General features: G+C 72.9%; 26 protein-coding genes. 14 read left to right on the forward strand and 12 right to left on the reverse strand.

The features are described from left to right. Nucleotides 1-22: 22 nt before the first annotated feature. A complete protein-coding gene (locus FB455_RS22800; protein ID WP_244879607.1) occupies nucleotides 23-559 on the reverse strand; it encodes a DUF1062 domain-containing protein in 537 nt (178 codons plus the stop codon). Nucleotides 560-892: 333 nt separating this feature from the next. Here FB455_RS22800 and FB455_RS22805 point away from each other — a divergent pair, with 333 nt between their 5' ends. After that, the gene (locus FB455_RS22805; RefSeq protein ID WP_013286316.1) at nucleotides 893-1510 is read left to right on the forward strand and encodes an acyl-CoA-like ligand-binding transcription factor; all 618 of its coding nucleotides are present in this window, start codon (nucleotides 893-895) and stop codon (nucleotides 1508-1510) included. A 62-nt stretch (nucleotides 1511-1572) separates the two neighbouring features. Continuing rightward, a complete protein-coding gene (locus FB455_RS22810; protein ID WP_013286317.1) occupies nucleotides 1573-3144 on the forward strand; it encodes an MDR family MFS transporter in 1572 nt (523 codons plus the stop codon). A 66-nt stretch (nucleotides 3145-3210) separates the two neighbouring features. Here the strand turns inward: FB455_RS22810 and FB455_RS22815 are convergent, their stop codons facing one another. The 3 genes from FB455_RS22815 to FB455_RS22825 all read right to left on the reverse strand — a co-directional run bounded on the left by FB455_RS22815 (nucleotide 3211) and on the right by FB455_RS22825 (nucleotide 6036). Beyond that, the gene (locus tag FB455_RS22815) at nucleotides 3211-3519 is read right to left on the reverse strand and encodes a hypothetical protein (RefSeq protein WP_013286318.1); all 309 of its coding nucleotides are present in this window, start codon (nucleotides 3517-3519) and stop codon (nucleotides 3211-3213) included. Between the two features lie 143 nt (nucleotides 3520-3662). Next, nucleotides 3663-4481, reverse strand: a complete 819-nt coding sequence (locus FB455_RS22820) for a TIGR04222 domain-containing membrane protein (protein WP_013286319.1) — start codon at nucleotides 4479-4481, stop codon at nucleotides 3663-3665. A 13-nt stretch (nucleotides 4482-4494) separates the two neighbouring features. Beyond that, the gene (locus tag FB455_RS22825; protein WP_013286320.1) at nucleotides 4495-6036 is read right to left on the reverse strand and encodes an ArnT family glycosyltransferase; all 1542 of its coding nucleotides are present in this window, start codon (nucleotides 6034-6036) and stop codon (nucleotides 4495-4497) included. A gap of 108 nt (nucleotides 6037-6144) precedes the next feature. Between FB455_RS22825 and FB455_RS22830 the strand changes: the two genes are divergently transcribed. The 6 genes from FB455_RS22830 to FB455_RS22855 all read left to right on the forward strand — a co-directional run bounded on the left by FB455_RS22830 (nucleotide 6145) and on the right by FB455_RS22855 (nucleotide 10032). Then, nucleotides 6145-6633, forward strand: a complete 489-nt coding sequence (locus tag FB455_RS22830) for a GNAT family N-acetyltransferase (protein ID WP_013286321.1) — start codon at nucleotides 6145-6147, stop codon at nucleotides 6631-6633. A 67-nt stretch (nucleotides 6634-6700) separates the two neighbouring features. Then, nucleotides 6701-7255, forward strand: coding sequence for an isochorismatase family protein (locus FB455_RS22835; protein WP_013286322.1), 555 nt, complete (start codon nucleotides 6701-6703; stop codon nucleotides 7253-7255). A gap of 132 nt (nucleotides 7256-7387) precedes the next feature. Beyond that, on the forward strand, nucleotides 7388-7915 hold the full coding sequence (locus FB455_RS22840) for a DUF2087 domain-containing protein (RefSeq protein ID WP_013286323.1): 528 nt from the start codon (nucleotides 7388-7390) through the stop codon (nucleotides 7913-7915). Next, nucleotides 7912-8421, forward strand: a complete 510-nt coding sequence (locus tag FB455_RS22845) for a GNAT family N-acetyltransferase (RefSeq protein WP_240322369.1) — start codon at nucleotides 7912-7914, stop codon at nucleotides 8419-8421. The genes FB455_RS22840 and FB455_RS22845 overlap by 4 nt, the downstream gene beginning before the upstream one ends. A gap of 74 nt (nucleotides 8422-8495) precedes the next feature. Next, a complete protein-coding gene (locus FB455_RS22850; RefSeq protein WP_013286325.1) occupies nucleotides 8496-8930 on the forward strand; it encodes an Hsp20/alpha crystallin family protein in 435 nt (144 codons plus the stop codon). Nucleotides 8931-9042: 112 nt separating this feature from the next. Then, the gene (locus FB455_RS22855) at nucleotides 9043-10032 is read left to right on the forward strand and encodes a tyrosine-type recombinase/integrase (RefSeq protein WP_013286326.1); all 990 of its coding nucleotides are present in this window, start codon (nucleotides 9043-9045) and stop codon (nucleotides 10030-10032) included. 55 nt (nucleotides 10033-10087) lie between these two features. Here FB455_RS22855 and FB455_RS22860 read toward each other — a convergent pair whose 3' ends face one another. Continuing rightward, nucleotides 10088-10459 carry a VOC family protein gene (locus FB455_RS22860; RefSeq protein ID WP_013286327.1) on the reverse strand — a complete coding sequence of 124 codons (372 nt, stop codon included), beginning with the start codon at nucleotides 10457-10459 and terminating at the stop codon, nucleotides 10088-10090. Nucleotides 10460-10558: 99 nt separating this feature from the next. Here FB455_RS22860 and FB455_RS22865 point away from each other — a divergent pair, with 99 nt between their 5' ends. Beyond that, a complete protein-coding gene (locus FB455_RS22865; protein ID WP_013286328.1) occupies nucleotides 10559-11017 on the forward strand; it encodes an Rv0361 family membrane protein in 459 nt (152 codons plus the stop codon). Between the two features lie 3 nt (nucleotides 11018-11020). Here the strand turns inward: FB455_RS22865 and FB455_RS22870 are convergent, their stop codons facing one another. The 3 genes from FB455_RS22870 to FB455_RS22880 form a co-directional block, all read right to left on the reverse strand. After that, a complete protein-coding gene (locus FB455_RS22870) occupies nucleotides 11021-11707 on the reverse strand; it encodes a thymidine kinase (RefSeq protein ID WP_369830071.1) in 687 nt (228 codons plus the stop codon). Nucleotides 11708-11801: 94 nt separating this feature from the next. Next, nucleotides 11802-13199, reverse strand: coding sequence for an MFS transporter (locus tag FB455_RS22875; RefSeq protein ID WP_013286330.1), 1398 nt, complete (start codon nucleotides 13197-13199; stop codon nucleotides 11802-11804). Nucleotides 13200-13219: 20 nt separating this feature from the next. Next, nucleotides 13220-13987 (reverse strand): glycerophosphodiester phosphodiesterase family protein, encoded by a 768-nt coding sequence (locus FB455_RS22880; protein WP_013286331.1) that lies wholly within the window; start codon nucleotides 13985-13987, stop codon nucleotides 13220-13222. Nucleotides 13988-14075: 88 nt separating this feature from the next. On the opposite strand from FB455_RS22880, the gene FB455_RS22885 reads away from it, so the two are divergent. Together FB455_RS22885 and FB455_RS22890 are read left to right on the forward strand one after the other, a co-directional pair. Beyond that, nucleotides 14076-14525 (forward strand): helix-turn-helix domain-containing protein, encoded by a 450-nt coding sequence (locus FB455_RS22885; RefSeq protein WP_013286332.1) that lies wholly within the window; start codon nucleotides 14076-14078, stop codon nucleotides 14523-14525. Then, nucleotides 14518-14886 carry a DUF4180 domain-containing protein gene (locus tag FB455_RS22890; RefSeq protein WP_013286333.1) on the forward strand — a complete coding sequence of 123 codons (369 nt, stop codon included), beginning with the start codon at nucleotides 14518-14520 and terminating at the stop codon, nucleotides 14884-14886. Before FB455_RS22885 ends, FB455_RS22890 begins: the two co-directional genes overlap by 8 nt. Nucleotides 14887-15040: 154 nt before the next feature. Here the strand turns inward: FB455_RS22890 and FB455_RS22895 are convergent, their stop codons facing one another. After that, the gene (locus FB455_RS22895) at nucleotides 15041-15691 is read right to left on the reverse strand and encodes a flavodoxin family protein (RefSeq protein WP_013286334.1); all 651 of its coding nucleotides are present in this window, start codon (nucleotides 15689-15691) and stop codon (nucleotides 15041-15043) included. Nucleotides 15692-15755: 64 nt separating this feature from the next. After that, nucleotides 15756-16526 (reverse strand): lysophospholipid acyltransferase family protein, encoded by a 771-nt coding sequence (locus FB455_RS22900; RefSeq protein WP_013286335.1) that lies wholly within the window; start codon nucleotides 16524-16526, stop codon nucleotides 15756-15758. Between the two features lie 207 nt (nucleotides 16527-16733). On the opposite strand from FB455_RS22900, the gene FB455_RS22905 reads away from it, so the two are divergent. Both FB455_RS22905 and cydB read left to right on the forward strand, forming a co-directional pair. After that, on the forward strand, nucleotides 16734-18146 hold the full coding sequence (locus tag FB455_RS22905; RefSeq protein WP_179945456.1) for a cytochrome ubiquinol oxidase subunit I: 1413 nt from the start codon (nucleotides 16734-16736) through the stop codon (nucleotides 18144-18146). Between the two features lie 17 nt (nucleotides 18147-18163). Continuing rightward, nucleotides 18164-19162: a cytochrome d ubiquinol oxidase subunit II gene (gene cydB / locus FB455_RS22910; protein WP_013286337.1), complete on the forward strand. Its 999-nt coding sequence runs from the start codon at nucleotides 18164-18166 to the stop codon at nucleotides 19160-19162. 70 nt (nucleotides 19163-19232) lie between these two features. Here the strand turns inward: cydB and FB455_RS22915 are convergent, their stop codons facing one another. Both FB455_RS22915 and FB455_RS22920 read right to left on the reverse strand, forming a co-directional pair. After that, nucleotides 19233-19919: a hypothetical protein gene (locus FB455_RS22915; protein WP_071095006.1), complete on the reverse strand. Its 687-nt coding sequence runs from the start codon at nucleotides 19917-19919 to the stop codon at nucleotides 19233-19235. 65 nt (nucleotides 19920-19984) lie between these two features. Beyond that, complete coding sequence (locus FB455_RS22920) at nucleotides 19985-20449, reverse strand: peroxiredoxin (protein ID WP_221488069.1); 465 nt, start codon at nucleotides 20447-20449, stop codon at nucleotides 19985-19987. Nucleotides 20450-20539: 90 nt separating this feature from the next. Between FB455_RS22920 and FB455_RS22925 the strand changes: the two genes are divergently transcribed. Further along, nucleotides 20540-20932, forward strand: coding sequence for a YciI family protein (locus tag FB455_RS22925; protein WP_145754944.1), 393 nt, complete (start codon nucleotides 20540-20542; stop codon nucleotides 20930-20932). Nucleotides 20933-20940: the final 8 nt, after the last annotated feature.

Below are 20940 nucleotides of genomic sequence, written 5' to 3' on the forward strand. Positions count from 1 at the left end.
TGCCGCCGCGACCACGCCCCGGTCAGTCCTCCGCCAGCACGGTGAAGGTGAAGGCGGTGCTCGTCGGACGCTTCAGCGGGATGTCGCACTTGACCCGGCGCAGCACCTCGGACCGGGTGAGGCCGAACCGGCGAGCGATGAGCCGGTCCGGGCGTACCGGCACCGGATCATCGAAGGTGACGTCCACCTGGACCGGCCACCGGTCCAGCGGCACCGTGGGCGCGTCCAGCGTCCACGCGTCCGTCCAGTCCAGGGTGAAGCGGCAGCGCCGGGCGAACGCCGGATCCAGCAGTGTGGCCGCCACCAGGGCGGGATCGTTGACGTGGTGGCCGTGCAGCTCGGCGGGATCGAACGAGCTGACGGTCGCCCGCTCCCGGACGGTGAGCTTGACGGTGCGGTCGCAGGACACGCACCGGACGAGCAGCCACACGTCCAGCAGCTTGCCGTTGGCGTTGACGCGGAACCGGCCCTTGGCGGCGGTGGCCGACTCCGCCCGGCAGACGGCGCAGCGCAGCGACAGCAGCGGAAGGCGGGTCCGGCGTACGACCCAGGGCAGCACGATATGCGGTTGGGATGACATGGAGACCTGATCTCTGAAGACCTGACGCGAGGCCGATCACGCGCGGCCTCGGACGCTGTGGCCGGGCGCGCGAGGGCAGCCCGGGGAGCCGGCGCGCAACGGCCGGCTACAGGCGTGGGGAACGTGTCAGGTTCTAGAGAGCAGGAGGGGTCACGCGGAGTCGTCCTTCTTCGCTGCGACAGGAGTGCGGGAAACGTACGGGACGTCCGGAACCGCTCTCAACCCGTTTTCCGGCGCCGGTGCGGTGCGGCGCCCGTCACTTCACTCACTAAAAGTTTGCACTGTCTGCAAGATCGCTCGTAGTGTCGTCGCGTGACCCCGGATCAGAGCCGCCCCGGCCTGCGTGACCGCAAGAAGCGCCAGACCCGCGCCGCCCTCAGCGCCGCCGCGCTGCGCCTGGTCGCCGAACGCGGCCTGGACCAGGTGACGGTGGAGGAGATCAGCGAGGCCGCCGACGTGTCGGCCCGCACCTTCTTCAACTACTTCCCCAGCAAGGACGAGGCGCTGCTCGGCGACCAGCCGACCGACCGCGAGGTGCTTGCCGCCCGCATCGTCGACGCCCCGCCGGAGCTGTCCGCGTTCGACGCGCTGCGGCTGGCCTTCGACGACGTGGTCGAGGCCGTCGAGGCCGACCGCGAGGTGTGGCTGCTGCGCCTGCGGGTGATCGCGGCGAACCCGTCGCTTCTTCCGCGGCTGATCAGCGGCAACGCCGAGACCGAGCAGGTGATCGTCGCGGCGGTGGCCGCCCGGCTGGGCGTCGACCCGTGCCACGGCCACCCGACGCTCGTCACCACTGTCGCCGGCGCGGTCTTCCGCACGGCCCTCATGCAGTGGGTCGAGCGACCCGACACGACGACGCTGCGCGAACTGACCGCCGAGGCGTTCGCCGCCGTCGCCGCCGGCCTGCCCGATCCGTACGCCTCGGCCTGAGCCGTTCCTACCGGCCGCCGCCGTCGCGCGGCCGCTCGCCCGTGCACACGACAAGGAGTTCGATGACCACCGCCACTGTTCCGCCCGCAGAGACGGGTACGCGGATGTCACGCCGGGAGGTCCTCCAGGCGTTGTCCGGCCTGATGGTCGGCATGTTCGTGGCGATCCTCGCCTCGACGGTGGTGGCGAACGCGCTGCCCCGGATCATCGCCGACCTCGACGGCAGCCAGACCGTCTACACCTGGATCGTCACCAGCGAGCTTCTCGCGATGACCGCGACGGTGCCGCTGTGGGGCAAGATGGCCGACCTCTACAGCAAGAAGCTGCTCATCCAGATGTCCCTCGGCCTGTTCGTGGCCGGTTCGCTCGTCGCCGGGTTCACCCCGAACGTCGAGGTGCTGCTGCTCAGCCGGGTCATCCAGGGCATCGGCGCGGGCGGCATGACAGCGCTCGCCACGATCGTCATGGCGGCCATGATCCCGCCGCGTGAGCTGGGCCGGTACGCCGGCATCTTCGGCGCCGTGTTCGGTGTCGGCACCATCGCCGGTCCGCTGATCGGCGGTGTCCTGGTCGACACGTCCTGGCTCGGCTGGCGCTGGTGCTTCCTGATCGGGGTGCCGTTCAGCCTGCTGTCCATCGCCCTGCTGCAGAAGACGCTGCACCTGCCGGTGGTGCGCCGCAAGGTCCGCATCGACTGGCTCGGCGCCCTCCTGATCACCTCGGGCGTGTCCACGCTGCTGATCTGGTCGTCGCTGGCGGGCAACAAGTTCGACTGGGCGTCCGGCTGGACCGCGCTGCTGGTCGGCGGCGGGCTGGCGCTGCTCGCGCTCGCCGTGTTCGTCGAGTCCCGCACCGAGGAGCCGATCATCCCGCTCGGCATCTTCCGCAACCGCACCGTCAGTCTCACCACGATCGCGAGCATCCTCGTGGGCGTGGCGATGTTCGGCGGCACCGTGTTCCTGTCGCAGTACTTCCAGACCTCGCTGGGCAAGTCGCCGACCGCGGCCGGCCTGATGAGCCTGCCGATGGTTCTCGGCCTGCTGGTCTCCTCGACGGTGGCGGGTCAGCTGATCACCAAGTACGGCCGCTGGAAGATGTTCCTGGTCGCCGGCGCCGCGGTGATGACGGTCGGCATGCTGCTGCTGAGCACCATCGACGCGAACACCAGCGTGCCGGTGCTGTCGGTGTACATGGCGGTGCTGGGTGTCGGCGTGGGCATGCTCCTGCAGAACCTGGTGCTGGCCGCGCAGAACGACGTACCGGCCGCCGAACTCGGCGCGGCCACCTCGGTGCTGACGTTCTTCCGCAGCATGGGCGGCGCGGTCGGCGTCAGCGCGCTCGGCGCGGTCCTGGCGAACCGGGTGACCTCGCTGACCGTGGAGCGGCTGGGGCCGATCGCGGCCGGCGGCGGTTCGGCCGAGGTGCCGGACCTGTCCGCCCTGCCGGAGCCGGTGCTGCGGATCGTGCAGGACGTCTACGGCATCGCCACGTCGGAGATGTTCCTCATCGGCGCGCCGTTCGCGCTGCTCGCCCTGATCGTCGTGCTGTTCATCAAGGAGAAGCCGCTGAACACGCTCAGCGGCGACGAGCGCCGGGCCCGCGAGGAGGCGGCTGCCGCCGCCGGCATGCACTGACCGCGTCCGGTCGAGCGTGAAGGGCCGCCCCCGGGAACACCGGGGGCGGCCCTTCCTCGCGTACGGTCAGCGTTCGGTGCGGTCGTTGATCTCCGTGCCGGACTCGCCGGGCATGGCGCCGATCGACTCCTCGGCGGCCCGGCCGCCGGTGCTCTCGTCGCCCTGCTTCAGCGAGCTGCGGGGCAGCCCGGCCAGGTGGGCCGGGTCCTCGATCGGCTGGGGCGGCCACTGGTCCTGCGTGCCGTCGGTCACCCCGGCGCGGCGCAGCGCCTCGACCAGTTGGTCCGGCGACAGGCGGTCGACCTCCTGTATCCCGGCCCCGCGCGCAATCGCCTGCAGTGTCTTCAGGTCTTCGCTCACGAATGTCTCGGCCATGCCCGAGCCTTCCCGGCGCTCAAGACAAGGAAACCCGGTCGGCGCCCCGGCCTGCCTGCCCTCCGTCGATCATGAAGTTGTGCCGGGCAAACCGGACGCGGAACGCCGTCAACCTCATGATCGACCCGAAATGAGAGGTCTGGTCAGCGGCGGGCGGGTTTGCGGTCGGGGCGCGGACGGTCCCGTTCCGGGTCGACGCCCACCTGTACGGCGAACGCCGGGTCCACGGCGAGCAGCGGCCGGGGGCCGAACAGGGCCATCCCGGTCAGCAGCGTGTCGGTGTCCCGGCCCTGCCAGACCGGGCGGCGCTCCGGGTCCAGGTCGGCGTGCTCGCGGCGCAGCCGCCGCAGCAACCGGCGGGCGGCGGCGCCGGTCTCCGGCACCTCGGTCAGCCACCAGCCACCCAGCGCGGTGGCCAGGCAGCACAGCAGCAGCCCGGCGACCGAGGCCGGACCGCCCGCCGAGCGCCCCTCGACCGCGCTGTCCACCAGCCGGGTCAGTCCGACCGCGGCGACCGCGAACAGCGGCACCGTGCCCAGCGCGATCCGCCGCCGCTGCCCGGGGGTGAGCAGCCAGCCGTCGCGGACCAGCCGCCCGACCGTACGGCGCAGCGCCCGGCCCACTGCGGGATCGGCGAGCACCGCCGCCCAGGTCTGCGGGCGGCGCAGCGCGGTGTGCAGGGCGCGCACCAGCGCGGGCGAACCGGCCGGGGGCGGCCCCTGCGCGTGCAGGGTGGCGAGTTCGCCGACGTCGACCCCGCCCGCGCGGCGCAGCGCGGCCACCCCGACCTGACAGGCCAGCAGCGCCCGGTCGGTCAGGTACGCCAGCTCGACCCGGTCGGGTGTCGCACCGCGGGTACGGCGGCCGGTCAGTTCGCGTACCGCCACGGCGATCACGACTGCCACGGCGACCGCGCCGAGGTAGTCGAGGAGGAAGATCGGCCCGCTGACTCCCCAGAGCATGGCGGCAAGTATCTCAGGAGCCGTGGCGTACCTCGGTGTCCCAGATCTGTGACCACGGACGCCGCAGGCCCCGGGCGAGGAAGATCGGCTCGCCGTTCTCGTCGTTGTCGACGTCGGCCCGCTGGTCGACCCGGCCCACCTCGGTGACCTCGGTGAACCAGGCACGCAGCGGCTCCGGCCGGGACCAGCCGACGACGATCACCACGTCGGCGTCGTCGGGCGGCCGGCCGAACGTGGCCATGCTGTTGTGCCCGGAGTACGCGCGGGGCAGGCCCCGGGCCGGACCGTACCGGGCCAGCGCCCCGGCCTCGCCGTAGTTACCGGTCAGCACCACGGCCCGGTCGCGCTCGGCCGGCGGCAGCGCGCGGTGCACGGCGGCCACCGAGTCGGCGAACTCGGGCCAGCCGATGGTCTCGCCCGCGTCGTAGTTGACAGCGACCACGAACCCGGGCAGCCGGTCGGCCGGCAGCGTCGGCAGCAGCAGCACCGCGCTGCTCGCCGCCATCAGCACGGCGGCTGTGACCAGCAGCGCCTGCCGGCCCCGGGCCGCGCCCCGCCGCGCCCACGCGACGACCGGCACCACCCCGGCGGCGGTGAGCACCAGCAGCAGCGGCGCGTCGTAGTAGCCCTTGCCACCGGCCACCACCACGATCGCGACCACCACCAGCCACGCCCAGGCCAGCGACCGGTACGCCGCCCAGGACGGCCGGCGCAGCAGCGCCACCAGCCCGGCTACCCACACCGGGACCGCGAACGGGCTGATGATCAGGAACTGGAGCACCACCGCGTCGATCCGGCCGCTGTAGGAGCTGTCGCCCTCGGCGATCGACGCGGCGACGTCGAGCTGCGGGAAGCCGTGCGCGGCCTGCCACACCGCGTACGGCACGGCGAGCAGCGCGGCGATTCCCGCGCCGGCGAGCACCCACCGGTCCCGCAGCAGCCGGCGCGGCCCGGCGATCAGCAGACCGGCGACCAGGCCCACGCCGAGCAGCGCGGGCAGCGGCTTGTTGAGCAGGCCGACGCCGAGCGCGAGCCCGGCGCCGAGCGCCCACCGGGTGTCGCCGGTGCGCAGCATCCGCACCACGCACAGCGCGGCGGCCAGCCACACCAGCAGGTCGACGCTCGTGGTGCTGAGCAGGTGGCCGCCGGCCAGCACGATGCCCGAGGCGGCGGCGAGCACCGCCGCGGCCGTCTGGGCGACGCGGCCGGCGCCGAACTGCCGGGCGATCGAGGCGACCAGGACCACCGCCGCGCCGCCGATGAACGCCGACGGGGTACGCAGCACCACCAGGTTGCCCGGCGCGATCGTGTCGGCCAGCCGCGCCAGCGCCGGCACGAGAGGCCCCTGGTCGACGTAGCCCCAGTCGAGGTGCCGGCCGCACAGCAGGAAGTACAGCTCGTCGCGGTGGTAGCCGTAGCGGCCGGCCAGCGACAGCAGCACGGCGGTGAGGGCCGCGCCCACCACCAGGGGCGCGGCGGTACGCGGACCGGCGGGCGGCGGGCCACCGGGTGCGGCGGCCTCGCTCCGATCGATGTCGGCGACTGATTCGGCCACCCGTCCATGATGGCCCCGGCGGGTGGTCCGCCGATGCCCCGCCGCCCTCGGCCGGGTGGACGGAAACCGGTGGCCGGACGGCCGGGGCGGCGGCTAGCGTGCGCGCCGATGCTGATTCGTGACTACACCGACGCCGACTGGGCCCAGGTCCGGCCGATCCTCGCCGACGTCATCACCGCCGCCGACACGTTCCCGTACGACCCGCGGTGGCCGCCGGAGACGGTGCGCGAGGTGTGGGTGGAGCGCCCGCCGGGGCGTACCTCGGTCGCGGTGGACCGCGACGGCGCGGTGCGCGGCACCGCGAAGATGGGCCCGAACCGGCCCGGGCCGGGGTCGCACGTGGCGACGGCGAGTTTCATGGTCGCGGCGGACGCCCGCGGCCGGGGTGTGGGCCGGGCGCTGTGCGAGGAGGCCCTGGACTGGGCCCGGCGGCAGGGTTTCGCCGCGATGCAGTTCAACGCCGTGGTGGAGACCAACACGGCGGCGGTGGAACTGTACCGGCGGCTCGGCTTCACGGTGATCGGCACCGTGCCGGAGGCGTTCGCGCACCCGGAGCGGGGACGGGTCGGGCTGCACGTGATGCACCGGCGGCTGTGAGCGCGGCCCGGGAGTGTCGGGGGCCGGGGCTAGGTTGACCGGGACCGTCACCACCCGAGGAGTCGCCATGACCACGCTCACCGGCCGTCCGCACACCGCGTTGCTCGTCGTCGACGTGCAGAACGGTGTGGTGGGCGGCGCCCACGACCGTGACCGCGTGGTCGCCACCATCGCCGGTCTGGTCGACCGGGCCCGCGACGCCGCCGTCCCGGTGGTGTGGGTGCAGCACCGCAGCGACGACCTGCCGCCCGACAGTGAGCAGTGGCGGATCGTGCCGGAGCTGTCGCGCCGCGACGACGAGCCGCTGGTGCACAAGGCGTACGGCGACTCCTTCGAGGACACCGACCTGGAGCCGGTGCTCGCCGCCGCCGGGGTGGGCCGGCTGGTCGTGACCGGCGCGCAGACCGACGCGTGCATCAGGTCGACGCTGCACGGGGCGTTCACCCGTGGCTACGACGCCACGCTCGTCGCCGACGCGCACACCACCGAGGACCTGTCCGCCTACGGCGCGCCGCCGCCCGCGCAGGTGATCGCCCACACCAACCTCTACTGGAGTTTCCAGACCGCTCCGGGGCGCACCGCCGGCACCGTCGAGGCCGCCGAGGTGGACTTCGCGGCCTGACCTGCCGGGACGCACCGGTCGCGCCGGTCGGTGTCGGGGACCGGCCGGGCCGCCGTCCGCCGTGGCGACCCGGGGAGCGGCGGCCGGAAAACGCCTCGCCGGATCCGGCGGGTTGCTGACAGGCTGCCCGCCATGACCGCTCAAGCCCTCGCCGGGGCGCTCGCCGACGAGCGCCGCCGGACCGTGTTCGCCGCGATCGTGCTCGGCGCCCGGGACGTGCCGGCCGTGGTGGCCCGTACCGGCCTGCCCGCCCGCGACGCCGCAGTGGCCGTCCGCCGTCTCACCGACGCCGGGGTGCTCACCGACGACGGGGACGGGCTGCGGGTCGACGCCGGGCGGCTGCGCGAGTTCGCGCGGGCCGGTGCGGCATCCCCGGCGGCGCCGGCCGCGAACCCGCGCGAGACGATCCTGCGCACGTTCCTGCGCGACGGCGCGCTGACCCGGCTGCCCGCGCAGCGGGGGCGCCGCCGCGTGCTGCTGGAGCACATCACCGAACGCACCTTCGAACCCGGGCGGCGCTACCCGGAACGGGAGGTGGACGACGCGCTGCGCCGCTGGTGCGAGGGCGGCGACGCGGACCACGTGACGCTGCGCCGCTACCTGATCGACGACATGCTGCTCACCCGCGAGCAGGGCGTCTACTGGCGGACCGGCCCGTGACGGGCTGGAGCACGCAGGTCGTGCGCCCGGACGGGCCGGACGCGGCGCTGATGCTGCGCGAGTACATGGCGGAGATGGTGCGCCGCTGGTACGGCCGTCCGGAGCGGCCCGGCGAGGTGGACGCCGCGCTGGCCGAGGACCCGAGCGACGACCTGGCCCCTCCCACCGGGCTGCTGGTGCTCGCCCGCCACGAGGGGCGGCTCGCCGGGTGCGCCGGGCTGAGGTGGCAGCCGGACTGGGCCGAGCTGACCCGGGTGTACGTGCGCCCGGAGCACCGGGGCGCCGGGGGCGGGGCGGCGCTGATCGCCGCGATCGAGGCGTACGCGACCGGCGGCGGGGCGACGCGGATCCGGCTGGACACCCGCTCCGACCTGGTCGAGGCGCGTGCCCTGTACGCCCGGCACGGCTACCGGGAGATCCCCGCGTTCACCAGCGGCCCGTACGCGCAGCACTGGTTCGAGAAGGCGCTCGCGGGACGAGTTGACGACGCGGCGCAGGCGCGCTAAAACAGAACCAGGAACTTGAGTCACCCGGACTCAACTTGAGACCTTGGGTCAGGAGAACCGAGGAGGCAAGAGTCATGTTGATGCGTACCGACCCGTTCCGCGAGATCGACCGGATCGCCGAGCAGTTCTTCGGCACCACCGCCCGGCCCGCCGTGATGCACCTCGACGCGTACCGCGACGGTGACCACTTCTACGCGGCGTTCGACCTGCCCGGCGTGGACCCGGACAGCATCGACTGCACCGTCGAGCGCAACGTGCTGACCGTCCGCGCCGAGCGCCGCCGTCCCACCGGCGAGAACGTGGAGCTGGTCGCTGCCGAGCGTCCGATGGGCACGTTCACCCGGCAGCTGTTCCTGGGCGACACGCTCGACACCGACCGGCTGGAGGCCGGCTACGACAACGGCGTGCTGACGCTGCGCATCCCGATCGCCGAGCGCGCCAAGCCGCGCCGGATCACTGTGAGCACGCCCGCCGAGAGCAACGGCCACCGTCAGCTCACCACCGCCTGAGCACGTCACGCCCGAAGCGGGGGAGGCCGGAGCGCCGGCCGACCCCCTTCGGCGTACCGGCGGTCAGCGCGCCTCGTCGCCAAACACCCCGCCGGCTGAGAACCTTTCTCACATGCTTCGCCCCGAGGTGCTGCCCCGCGCCCGCCCCGCCGCCCTGCCCGCCGGTCCGGCCGACGTCACCGAGGCGTGGCTGCGCAACCGGCGGCTGTCCGAGCACACCCGCGACGCGTACCGCCGCGACGTCACCGGATGGCTGACCTGGTGCGCCGAACAGGCAGTCGACCCGCTGCGGGCCACCTTCCTCGACGTCAACACCTACGGCCGGGAACTGGAGTCCACACCCCGCGGCCGCGCCGGCCGTCCGCTCACCCCGGCCACCGTCGCGCGGCGGCTGTCCGCGCTGTCGAGCTGGTACGACTTCCTGGTCAAGCTGGGCGCGGTGCCCGCCAACCCGGTGTCGGCGGCGGACCGGCCGCGCGTCGACCGGGACCACTCCGCCACCGTCGGCCTGACCCCCGACGAGGTCGACGCGCTGATCGCCGCCGCCGAGGCCGACACCGGCCCGGCCGCCGCCCGCAACCGGGCCGCCGTCGCGCTGCTTGCCGACCTGGGGCTGCGGGTGGGGGAACTGGTCGCGCTGGACGTGTCCGACCTGGGCACGGAACGCGGTCACCGCAGCATCCGCTTCGTCGGCAAGGGCGGCAAGGTACGCCGGCGCGCGCTCACCCCGGGCACCGCGTACGCGGTCGACGCCTACCTGGCCGTACGGGCCGCCGCGCAGGGTGTCACGGTGCCGGAGCTGACCGGTCCGCTGCTGGTCACCGCCACCGGCGGCCGGTTGGACCGGCACGCCGTGTTCCGGCTGGTGCGCCGCCTCGCGCAGCGGGCCGGGATCGCCGCGTGGGCGAAGTTGTCGCCGCACTCGCTGCGTCACGCGTTCGCCACCACGGCCCGCTCCGAGGGGGTGCCGCTGGAGGACGTGCAGGACGCGATGGGGCACGCCGATCCGCGTACCACCCGCCGCTACGACCGGGACCGGCACAACCTGGACCGAGATCCGGCGTACGCGATCTGGGCGGCGCGGGCCCGCCGCCGCGGCTGATCGCCACCAGCCGCGCAGCGGGCCGCGGAGCACTGCGGCCCGCTGCGCCGACCGGTCAGCCCTGGGGGCGGGGGCAGAGGCAGAACGGCTGCCCGATCGGGTCGAGCAGCACGGTCCACCGCTCGCCGCCGGGCTGGAACTCGGGCCGGGTCGCGCCGGCCGCCACCAGGTCCTTCTCCGCGACCGCCACGTCGTCGACGTAGAGGTCCAGGTGGTAACGCTTGTCGCCGCTCTCGTCCGGCCACGCCGGCGGCGTGTAGCCGGGCACCAGGCCGAACCCGATCGCCGGGCCGTCCTTGACGATCATGGCGTACTCGGCCTCGCTGTGGGTTATCTCCCATCCCAGCGCCTTGGCGTAGAAGGCGGCGTGCGCGGCCGGGTCGGAGCTGTCGATACTGATCATGGCGATGTCGGCATGAGCTGTCATGCGGACAGTCTGCCGCCGATGCCCGCCGTTTGCTGTCCGGTACGAGCGCGCGTCGCAACCGGCTGCGCGTCACCGTCCGGTTGCCTACCGTCGACAGTGATGGGCAGGCAGCGGGAGTGGCACCACACGGCCCGGCGTCGCCGCCCGCTACGCGCGGGCGTGCTGATCGCCGGTCTCGGCGTGGGCACCTGCCTGATCGGGGTGGCCGGGCTGGCGGCGTGGAACGCGCAGGTGGTGTTCCAGGCCGACGGGCCGGTGCGGGAGACCGCCGACGGGTTCTTCCGCGACGTCGCGGCCGGTGACACCGACGCGGCGTACGAGCGGCTGTGCGCCGAGGCCCGGGGCAGGTGGAGCAAGTCGGGCTTCGGCAGTTGGGTTCGGACGCCTCCGCAGGTCAGCGGCTACGAGATCGTCGACGTGTCGGTGGCGACCCGATCGGGCCGGCCGCGCGGCACGGTGCTCGTGCGGATCAACCGGGACGGCGGCGGCAGCGAGGAGCGGGAGCTGCCTGTGGTGCCGGAGGGCGGCGGCTGGCGGGTGTGCGGAGACCCGTTCTGACGCTCAGCCGCGCGGGCCGAGGTCCCCGGAGCGGTAGTGGCGCCGGCACAGCACCTGATAGCGCACGTCGGCGGTGTCCACGGTGTCGCCGATGACGACCTGCGCGCCCTCGCGGACCACCCGGCCGCCGACCACGCGGGCGTTGAGCAGCCCTTCCCGGCCGCACCAGCACAGCACCTCGACCTGGATGCGGGCCACCTCGTCGGCCAGTTCGAACAGCCGCTGCGCCGCGGGGAACAGGCAGGAGCGGAAGTCGGTCGCCAGGCCGAAGGCGTAGACGTCGACGTCGAACCGGTCGACCAGCTCGGCCATCTGCTCGATGTGTTCGAGGTTGTAGAACGAGGCCTCGTCGCAGATCAGGTAGTCCACGCGTACCCCCTCGGCCCACGCGTCGCGGACCAGGACGCGCAGGTCGAGGTCGTCGGTGACCTCGACGGCCTCGTGGGCCAGGCCGATGCGGGTGGTGACCTGCGGGCCCAGCGAGCGGTCGATGCGGGTGGTGACCAGGCCGCGGCGGCCCTGCCGGGCGTGGTTGTGGTTCATCTGCAACGCCATGGTGGACTTGCCGCAGTCCATCGGCCCCCAGAAGAACTTGAGCGCGGCGGCGTGCAGCGGCCGGCCGTCGACGCCGCGGGCGGCGGCGCAGCCGGCGGCCCGGTCGTCGCCGGGCCCCGGCAGGGGGCGGGCCAGGCAGGTGGGGGCGGCGTCGTCGGTCACGTCGGGGCAGCCTAGTCCATCGACGCCGCCTGATCAGGCCCCCGATGATCCACGGGGGCGCGGCGGGTCAGAGCACCCGGGGCGGGGTGTTCCCGGCGGCGATGATGGCCCGGCGCATCGGCACGGCGGCCAGCAGCGCGAAGCCGACCACGAAGAAGATCAGCAGCGACACCAGGCCCACCCGGTACGACGAGGTCAGCTGGAAGACCAGGCCGAACGCCAGCGGGCCGAGCCAGCTGGTGCCCTTGTCGCTGATCTCGTAGAAGCCGTAGTACTCGCCCTCCTTGCCGGCCGGGATGAGCTGGCTGAACAGCGACCGGCTCAGCGCCTGGCTGCCGCCGAGCACCAGGCCGATGCAGCCGCCGAGGATCATGAACGGCACGGGCGCCTCGGCCGGCAGCCGGAACGCGGCGATGATCACACCGGTCCAGAGCACCAGCGACAGCAGCACGGTCTTCCAGGCACCGATGCGTTTGGCGAGCGCGCCGAGGGCGAGCGCGCCGCCGAAGGCGAGGAACTGCACCAGCAGGATCGTCACGATCAGCGTGCTCTGCTCCAGCCGCAGTTCCTCGGTGCCGTACTGGCTGGCGAGGGTGATGACGGTCTGGATGCCGTCGTTGAAGACCAGGAACGCGAGCAGGAAGTACAGCGTCAGCGGGTACGTCTTGATCTCCCGCAGGGTGCGCCCGAGCTGCCGGAACCCGTCGGTGAGCACGTTGACGCCGCTGCCGCCCCGGCGGGCCGCCTCGGTCGGGTGTTCCCGCAGCCAGCGCAGCGGCACCAGGGTGAACGCGGCCCACCACACGCCTGCGGAAACGATCGACCAGCGGGCCAGGTCCAGCGTGCGCTGGGCGTTGCCCTCCTCGCTGAGCATGGTGACCGCGACCAGGTTCAGCGCGAGCAGCAGGCCGCCGCCGAGGTAGCCGATGGCCCAGCCGCGGCTGGAGATGCCGTCGCGCTCGTCGGGACCGCCGAGTTGCGGCAGGAACGAGTTGTAGACGACCACGGCGGCGCCGAAGGAGATGTTCGCGATCAGGAACAGCGCGCCGCCGAGCAGGTAGCGCTCGCCGGTGACGAACGCGAACGCGATTGTCGCGCCGGCGCCGGTGAACGCCGCGGCGGCGAGCAGCCGCTTCTTGTGCGCCGACCGGTCGGCGATCGCGCCGATCACCGGCAGCACGAACACGGTGAGGAAGACCGACAGCGAGATCAGGTACGGGTAGAACGATCCGGCGGCGACCTTGATGCCCAGCGGGTACACCGCGCCGTCGCAGCTGTCCGCGCCCAGCTCGCAACCGGCGGCGAGTTCGGTGACCGTGGTGAGGAACGGCCCGAGGAAGACCGTGATGACTGTGGTCTGGAACGCGGAGTTCGCCCAGTCGTAGAAGTACCAGCCGGTGCGCTCGCGGCGGGTGCTGCCCGGTCCGGCGGGGTCGGCGACGGCGGGGGTGACCGTATCGGCCATCGGGGGTCGTCCTCGGGGGCTCAGGCGGCCCAGTGGCCGCGACTGCGATAGACGTCACGGAGCACGCTGACGTGATCGGTCATGATGCCATCCACACCAAGATCAAGTAAGTGGTGCATCTGGGCGGGATCGTCGATCGTCCAGACGTGCACCTGCAACCCGATCCGGTGGCAGTACGCGAGGAACCGCCGGTCGGCCACCGGCACCCGCCCGAAGGCGACGGGCACCTGCGCGGCCACCACCGACGGGGGCAGCCGTAGCGGCCGTCCGTGCAGCGAGGCCAGCCGCAGCCGGGCCACGCCGCGCATGCCGAGGCTGGTGGCGACCTTCGGCCCGGCCAGCGCCCGCAGCCGGGCCAGCCGGGCGTCGCTGAACGAGGCGAGCAGCACCCGCCCGCCCGCGCGGACCCGGGTGACCGTGGCGACGGTGGGCGTCACGCCGCCGTCGGACTTCACGTCGATGTTGAACCGCACCTGCGGCCAGGCGCCGAGCACCTCGTCCAGGCGGGGCACCAGGGCGGCGCCGCCGACGCGTACCGAGGCCAGGTCGGCCCAGCGCAGATCCGCGATGCGACCCGGCTCGCCGGTGACCCGGCGCAGCGTCGGGTCGTGGAAGACCACCGGTACGCCGTCGGCGGTGGCGTGCACGTCGGTCTCCACGTACCGGTAGCCCAGGGCGACGGCACGGGCGAACGCGGCGGCGGTGTTCTCGTCGCCGTCGGCCGCGCCGCCGCGGTGGGCGAACGCCAGCGGCGCGGGCGCGTCGAGGTAGCCGTGACGGGGCTGCACGCGGGCAGTATGCCCGGCCCGGGTGGCGCAGACATGGCCGGGCGGTGAAATTACCTATCGTTCCCCATCATCGCTAAGATAGGGTGCGATGAGTAACGACATGTACTCGGTGGAGCAGGTCGCTGACCTGCTCGGCCTGCACGTGCGCACCGTGCGCGGCTACATCCGCTCCGGGCGGCTGCGGGCCACGCGGATCGGCAAGCAGTACCGGATCACCCGCGCGGACCTGGACGCGCTGACCGGCCGGCCGGCGCCGCCCTCGGTGCCGGCGGCGGAGGTGTCGAGCGTCGTGCGGCTCGACGGCGTCGACCGGGCCGCCGTCGACCGGCTCGCCACGCTGGTGCTGGCCGGTGTGAACACCCACCACGACCCGGACCGTCCGCTGCGCGTGCAGACGGTCCACGACGAGGAGCGGCACCGCATGACCATCATGATCCTGGGCGATCTCACCGCCACCGCCGACCTGCTGCGCCTGCTCGACGGGGTGCTCGACGGCGGCAACGGCCTGCTCGGCGGCGGGGAGCACAGCCGTGGCTGACCTGATGCAGGAGCGCGCCGGCGAGCAGGTGCTGGTCTGCGACCCGGACGGCCCGCCGATCGCCACCGAGCGCGACGCGCTGGACCTGATCGGCGCGGCGTTCCTCGGCGCGACTGTGGTCGCGGTGCCGGCCGAGCGGCTCGACCCCGACTTCTTCACGCTCGGCACCCGCTTCGCCGGCGACGTGATGCAGAAGTTCGTCAACTACCGGCTGCGCCTGGCGATCGTCGGTGACATCTCCGCCCACCTGGAGCGCAGCGACGCGTTGCGCGCGCTGGTGGCCGAGTCGAACCGGCACGACCAGGTGTGGTTCGTCCCGGACCTGGCCGCACTCGACGACCGGCTGCGCACCACCCCCTGACCCACCCTGCCCGCCCCGCCCTCGCCTCGCTGATCTTGCACTTGCGGCCCCTCGTCGGGGGCGTTTGGCCGGGTTTGCCGGGGCACCAATTGCAAGATCGACGGCGGAGTAGCGGGCCGCGGGGTCGGGTCGGGTGCGGGCAGGGGGCGCCGGGTCAGCCGGACTGGCTGCTGGGTTCGGTGCCTGCGCCGCGGGTTCCGGGTGGCGGGTAGGGCCGGTCCGCGAGCAGCCGGGCCAGGTGGGCGCTGTTGAGCGCCAGCGCGGCGGTGGTGCGGCCGGTCGTGTCGGGTTTGGGGCGGGCGTCGACGTAGTCGGTCTTGTGCAGCGCCTCCCCGACCCAGTAGGTGGCCCCGGCGGCCGGGCAGGTGAACCCCACCTCGTTGAGGGCCTGCTGCACCTCGGCGATGGTGTGGTGCGCGCCGTCCTCGTTGCCGACCACGGCCACCCCGCCAACCTTGCCGTAGGTGCGCAGGCGGCCCTGGTCGTCGGTCTCGGACAGCTCGGCGTCCAACCGTTCGAGGACCATCTTGGTCACCGACGAGGGCTGACCGAGCCAGATCGGCGTGGCGATGATCAGGATCTGGGCGGCGAGCAGCTTGGCGCGGATGCCGGGCCAGCCGTCGCCGTCGCCCTCGTCGACGGAGACCCCGAAGCGCACGTCGTGGTCGACCACCCGGACGATCTCGCCGTCGACACCCTGCTCGGCCAGCGCGTCGAGCACCTCCTGACCGAGCACCTGTGAACTGGACGTCGCCGGGGAGCGCTTCAGGGTGCAGTTGAGAACGAGTGCTCGGACAGCGGTCATGACCAGGTCCTCTCCACCTGAAGGGGCGCGAGGACTTGATACCCGCCACCGGCGCCGGGATGCCTCAGCCGGCGCGGTGGCGACGGTGGGCGCGGGCGGTGTCGACCGGCCGGCCCGGGTCGACGTGGCGCGGCCGGTCCGGCTCGTCGGGGCGCAGCGGCACCAGGTCGTCGGTGATCGCGTCGATGATCCGGTCGGTGGCCTGCCGGGCCGCGCCGGGGGAGCCCGACCGCAGGTCGTCCAGCGGCACCGGGGCGCCGAAGTGCACCCGGATGGCGGGCCGGCGGACGATCGCCCGGGCTGTCGCACGCAGCATGCCCTTGGGCGCCCGGTAGGGGAGCACCTCGTGCGAGCCCCACTGGGCGACCGGGACCACGGCGGCGCCGCTGGCGAAGGCGAGCCGGGCGGCGCCGGTCTTGCCCCGCTCGGGCCACATGCCCGGGTCGAGCCCGATGCGTCCCTCCGGGTAGACCACCACCACCGAGCCGCCGGCCACGGCCTCGGCGGCGACCTCCAGTGACCGGTGCACCGCGGAGGTGCCCCGGTCGACGCGGATGTGCCCGGCGCGGCGCATCAGCGACCCGATCACCGGGGCCCGGAACAGACCGCCGGTGGCCATGATCCGGGGCGCGACGCGCCGGACCCGGCAGGCGGCGGCGAGCACCACCGGGTCGAACGGGCTGATGTGGTTGGCGGCCAGGACCAGCGGGCCGTGGCGCAGCGCGTCGGGCACGTCGCCGGTGACCTCCAGCCGGCCGACCAGCCCGACGACGGCGCGGGCGAGCGTCTGCGCGCTCCGCCACAGCAGCGGCGCGCGCCAGGGGGTGCTGTTCATCAGTGCTGGATGTTCCCACGCGCGGGCACAGCGGGGGGAGCCGGTGGGGGTCCTCCGGCGAGGAGGATCCCGGGACCGCAGGTCCTCCGGCAAGGTGATCAGGGTCATTGGTCCCGGGCCGGGTGGGGCCCTGCGGCCCTGCTGCTTTCGCTACGACGCCGAGTAGTATCTACTACGTCTCGTAGTATGCGCAGCTGGGGGTTTCAGGTGGACGCGTTGGACGTCGCCCGCTGGCAGTTCGGTGTCACCACCGTCTACCACTTCTTGTTCGTGCCGTTGACCATCGGCCTGTCCGTGCTGGTGGCGATCCTCCAGACCATGTGGCACCGCACCGGCAACGAGCGGTACCTCAAACTCACCAAGTTCTACGGCAAGCTCTTTCTGATCAACTTCGCGATGGGTGTGGTCACCGGCATCGTGCAGGAGTTCCAGTTCGGCATGAACTGGAGTGACTACTCCCGCTTCGTCGGTGACATCTTCGGCGCGCCGCTGGCCATCGAGGCCCTGGTGGCGTTCTTCCTGGAGTCCACGTTCATCGGCCTGTGGATCTTCGGCTGGGACCGGCTGCCCAAGCGCCTGCACCTGGCCGCGATCTGGGCCGCCGCGATCGGCACCAACCTGTCGGCGTACTTCATCCTCGCCGCCAACTCGTTCATGCAGAACCCGGTCGGGTTCCGGATCAACCCGGACAGTGGCCGGGCCGAGCTGACGGACTTCGTCGCCGTGCTCACCAACAAGGTCGCCCTGGTGACCTTCCCGCACACCCTGGCCGGCGCGTTCCTGGTCGCCGGGTCGCTGATGGTCACCGTCGGCCTGTGGCACGTGATGCGCAACCGCGACAGCGCCGACACCGGCGCATACCGCTTCGCCACCAAGCTCGGCTCCTGGGTCGTCCTGATCTCCTCGGCGCTGGTCATCCTCACCGGCGACATCCAGGGCAAGATCATGACCGAGGTGCAGCCGATGAAGATGGCCGCCGCCGAGGGCCTCTACACCACCGAGAGCCCCGCCTCGTTCTCCGTGTTCACCGTCGGCAGCCTCGACGGCAGCCGCGAGCTGTTCGCCGTCAAGATCCCGTACCTGCTGTCGTTCCTCGGCACCGGCGACCCCAACGGCACCGTGCAGGGCATCAACGACCTGCAGGCCCAGTACGCCAGCCAGTACGGCCCCGGCAACTACGCCCCGATCATCCCGGTCACCTACTGGAGCTTCCGCTTCATGATCGGCTTCGGGCTGGCCGCCGCCGCGATCGCGCTGCTGGTGCTGTGGAGCCAGCGCAAGGGCCGCACCCCGACCAGCAAGTGGCTGCTGCGGGCCGGCCTGGTCATGCCCGTGCTGCCGCTGCTGGCCAACTCCTTCGGCTGGATCTTCACCGAGATGGGCCGCCAGCCGTGGATCGTCTTCGGCGAGATGCTCACCCGCGACGGCGTGTCCCGCAGCGTCTCCCTGACCGAGGTGCTCACCTCGTTCACCGCGTTCACCCTCATCTACGCCGTCCTCGCGGTGGTCGAGTTCAAACTGCTGGTCCGCTACGCCCGCGCCGGCGTACCGGACGTCACCCCCCAGTCCGACGACGACGACACCGACGACGCCGAGCGCCCGCTGGCGTTCGCCTACTGACACCCCGGAGCCCAACCGTGGAACTGACGACCGTCTGGTTTCTCCTCGTAGCAGTGCTCTTCACCGGCTACTTCATCCTCGAAGGCTTCGACTTCGGCGTCGGGATGCTGCTGCCGGTGCTCGGCCGCGACGACAGGCAGCGCCGCGTCCTGATCAACACCATCGGCCCGGTCTGGGACGGCAACGAGGTGTGGCTGATCACCGCCGGCGGCGCCATGTTCGCCGCCTTCCCCGAGTGGTACGCCACCCTGTTCTCCGGCTTCTACCTGCCGCTGCTGCTCATCCTGCTGGCCCTGATCGCCCGCGGCGTCGCCTTCGAGTACCGCCACAAGCGGCCCGAGGCGTCCTGGAAGCGCCGCTGGGACCAGGCCATCTTCTGGGGCTCGGCGATCCCGGCCGTGCTGTGGGGCGTGGCGTTCGCCAACATCTTCCGCGGCGTGCCGCTGGACGCCGACCACGAGTACGTCGGCGGCCTGCTCGACCTGCTCAACCCGTACGCGCTGCTCGGCGGCCTGACCACGCTGGGGCTGTTCCTCACCCACGGCGCGGTGTTCCTGGCGCTCAAGACCACCGGTGACATCCGGGAGCGCGCCGGTGCCCTCGCCGTGAAGCTCGGTGTCGGCACCGCCGTGGCCGCCGTGGCGTTCCTGAGCTGGTCGCTGAGCATCCGCTCCAGCGCCGCCGCCGTCGTGCTCGCCGTCGGCGCCGCCCTCGCCCTGCTCGGCGGTCTGGCCGCGGCCAAGGTACGCCGGGAGGGCTGGGCGTTCACCGGCACCGCCGTGGCGATCGCGCTGGCCGTGGCGACGCTGTTCGCCGCGCTGTTCCCGAACGTGATGCCGTCCACCCTCGACGCGGCCGGCACGCTCACCGCCACCAACGCCGCGTCCACCCCGTACACCTTGAAGATCATGACCTGGGTCGCTGTGGTGTTCACGCCGATCGTGCTGGCGTACCAAGGTTGGACGTACTGGGTGTTCCGCCGCCGGATCGGGGTACAGAACATTCCGCAACACTGATCGACCTGTGGGCGCAGGGGCGCGGGGCCGGTGCGAGGGGGTCGCACCGGCCCCGCGGGGCGTTCCGGGGTCAGCGCGCCTCGCGCAGCTCCGCCAGCCGCGCCTCGATCTCGGCCAGCTCGGCGCGCAGCTTCTCCGCCTGCTGCTCGGCCTCGGCCCGCTCGGCGGCCAGGATCTGCTCCACCGCCTCCTGCACCCCGGGAACGTCGACCAGCGCCACCATCCGCAGCGCCTCGGCCGGCTTCACCACGTACGGCCGGGCCAGCGCCTTCGTGCCCTGCTGCGCGGCCACCGTCCACTCGCCCTCGGCGTAGGCCAGCGTGACGGTCAGCCCCGGCGGGGTCTTCGGCTTGGCGGCCTTCACGACCCGCTTCGCCGGCTTCGGCTCCGCCTGCGGCTGCTCGGCCTTCGGCTCCTCCCGCCGCGGCGCCGGCACCCGCGGCGTGTCCAGCACGAACTCCGGCTCCGGCGCGGCCGGCGGCTGCTCCGGTTCCGGCTTCGCCTCGGCGGCCGGACGCCGCCCGGCACCCTTCGGGGCGATCGCCACGTCGGCGGGGGAGAACGGCAGCTCGTCGCGGCCGAACCGCACCACCACGAACTCCTCCGACGCCGCCGGGTCGGTCAGCTCCACCACCTGCCCGAGCTGCCCGGCCATCTGCCCGGCTGCCTCGGTGAACACCACCCGGGGCTTGCGGCCCGCGGCCAGCGCCTCCCGGATCCCCTGAATCTCGTCAGTGGACAAACCCTGACCCGCCATCACGCCCTCTTCCGTACACCTGTTTGACGCAGCCTTGATACCAGCCGGCTGCGACACCGCGATGATCAGCCCCCGAGGGCCCGCAGCGCCGCGTCGGCGTGCTCGTTCATGCTCAGCTCGCTGTGCACCACTGCGAGCACCCGCCGGTCCGTGCCGATCACGAACGTCATCCGCCGGGTGCTCAGCGCGCCCAGCGGCAGCCGCCGCCGCACCCCGAACGCACGCGCCACCTCGCCGTCGACGTCGGACAGCAGCGGATAGTCGAACCCGTGCCGGCGGGAGAACTCCGCCTGCCGCTGCACCGGATCCCGGCTGATCCCCACCCGAGACGCGCCCACCGCCGCGAACTCCGCCGCCAGATCCCGGAAGTGGCAGCTCTCCGCTGTGCAGCCCCGCGTCATCGCCGCCGGGTAGAAGAACAGCACCACCGGACCGGCGGCCAGGAACTCCGACAGCCGCCGTGGCGTGCCCGTCTCGTCCGGCAGCGTGAAATCCTCGACCAGGTCACCGACACCCACCGCGTCACTCATGACGCGAGGATATGTAGACATCGGCGATCCCGCTCCGTCGTACCCGGCGAGCGGCGGGGAGGCACCGCCGCACGACGCGAAGGACCGACAGTGAAGTACGTGATCATGATCCACTCCAACCCGGAGCCGTGGGGCCACCCCACCTCCGAATACCTCGCCGCCCACCAGGAGTTGCCCGCCGAGGTACGCGACCGGCTCAACGCCGACTTCGAGCAGGTGATGACCGAGCTGCACGCCAACGGGGAACTGGTCGTCGGCGAGGCGCTCGCCGACCCCCGCACCGCCCGGCTCTACCGGTGGCGCGACGGCGCGCCGCTGGCGACCGACGGCCCGTACTCCGAGGCCAAGGAACACCTCGCCGGTTTCTTCCTCATCGACGTCGAGGACCAGGCCCGCGCCGACGCCGTCGCCGCGAAGTTCGCCGGCCCGGGGGAGACCGTCGAGCTGCGGCCCCTGATGTGGCCGGGCGGGTCCGATCAGTAACGCCCCGC

Source organism: Micromonospora sp. CNZ296 (genome assembly GCF_007827635.1).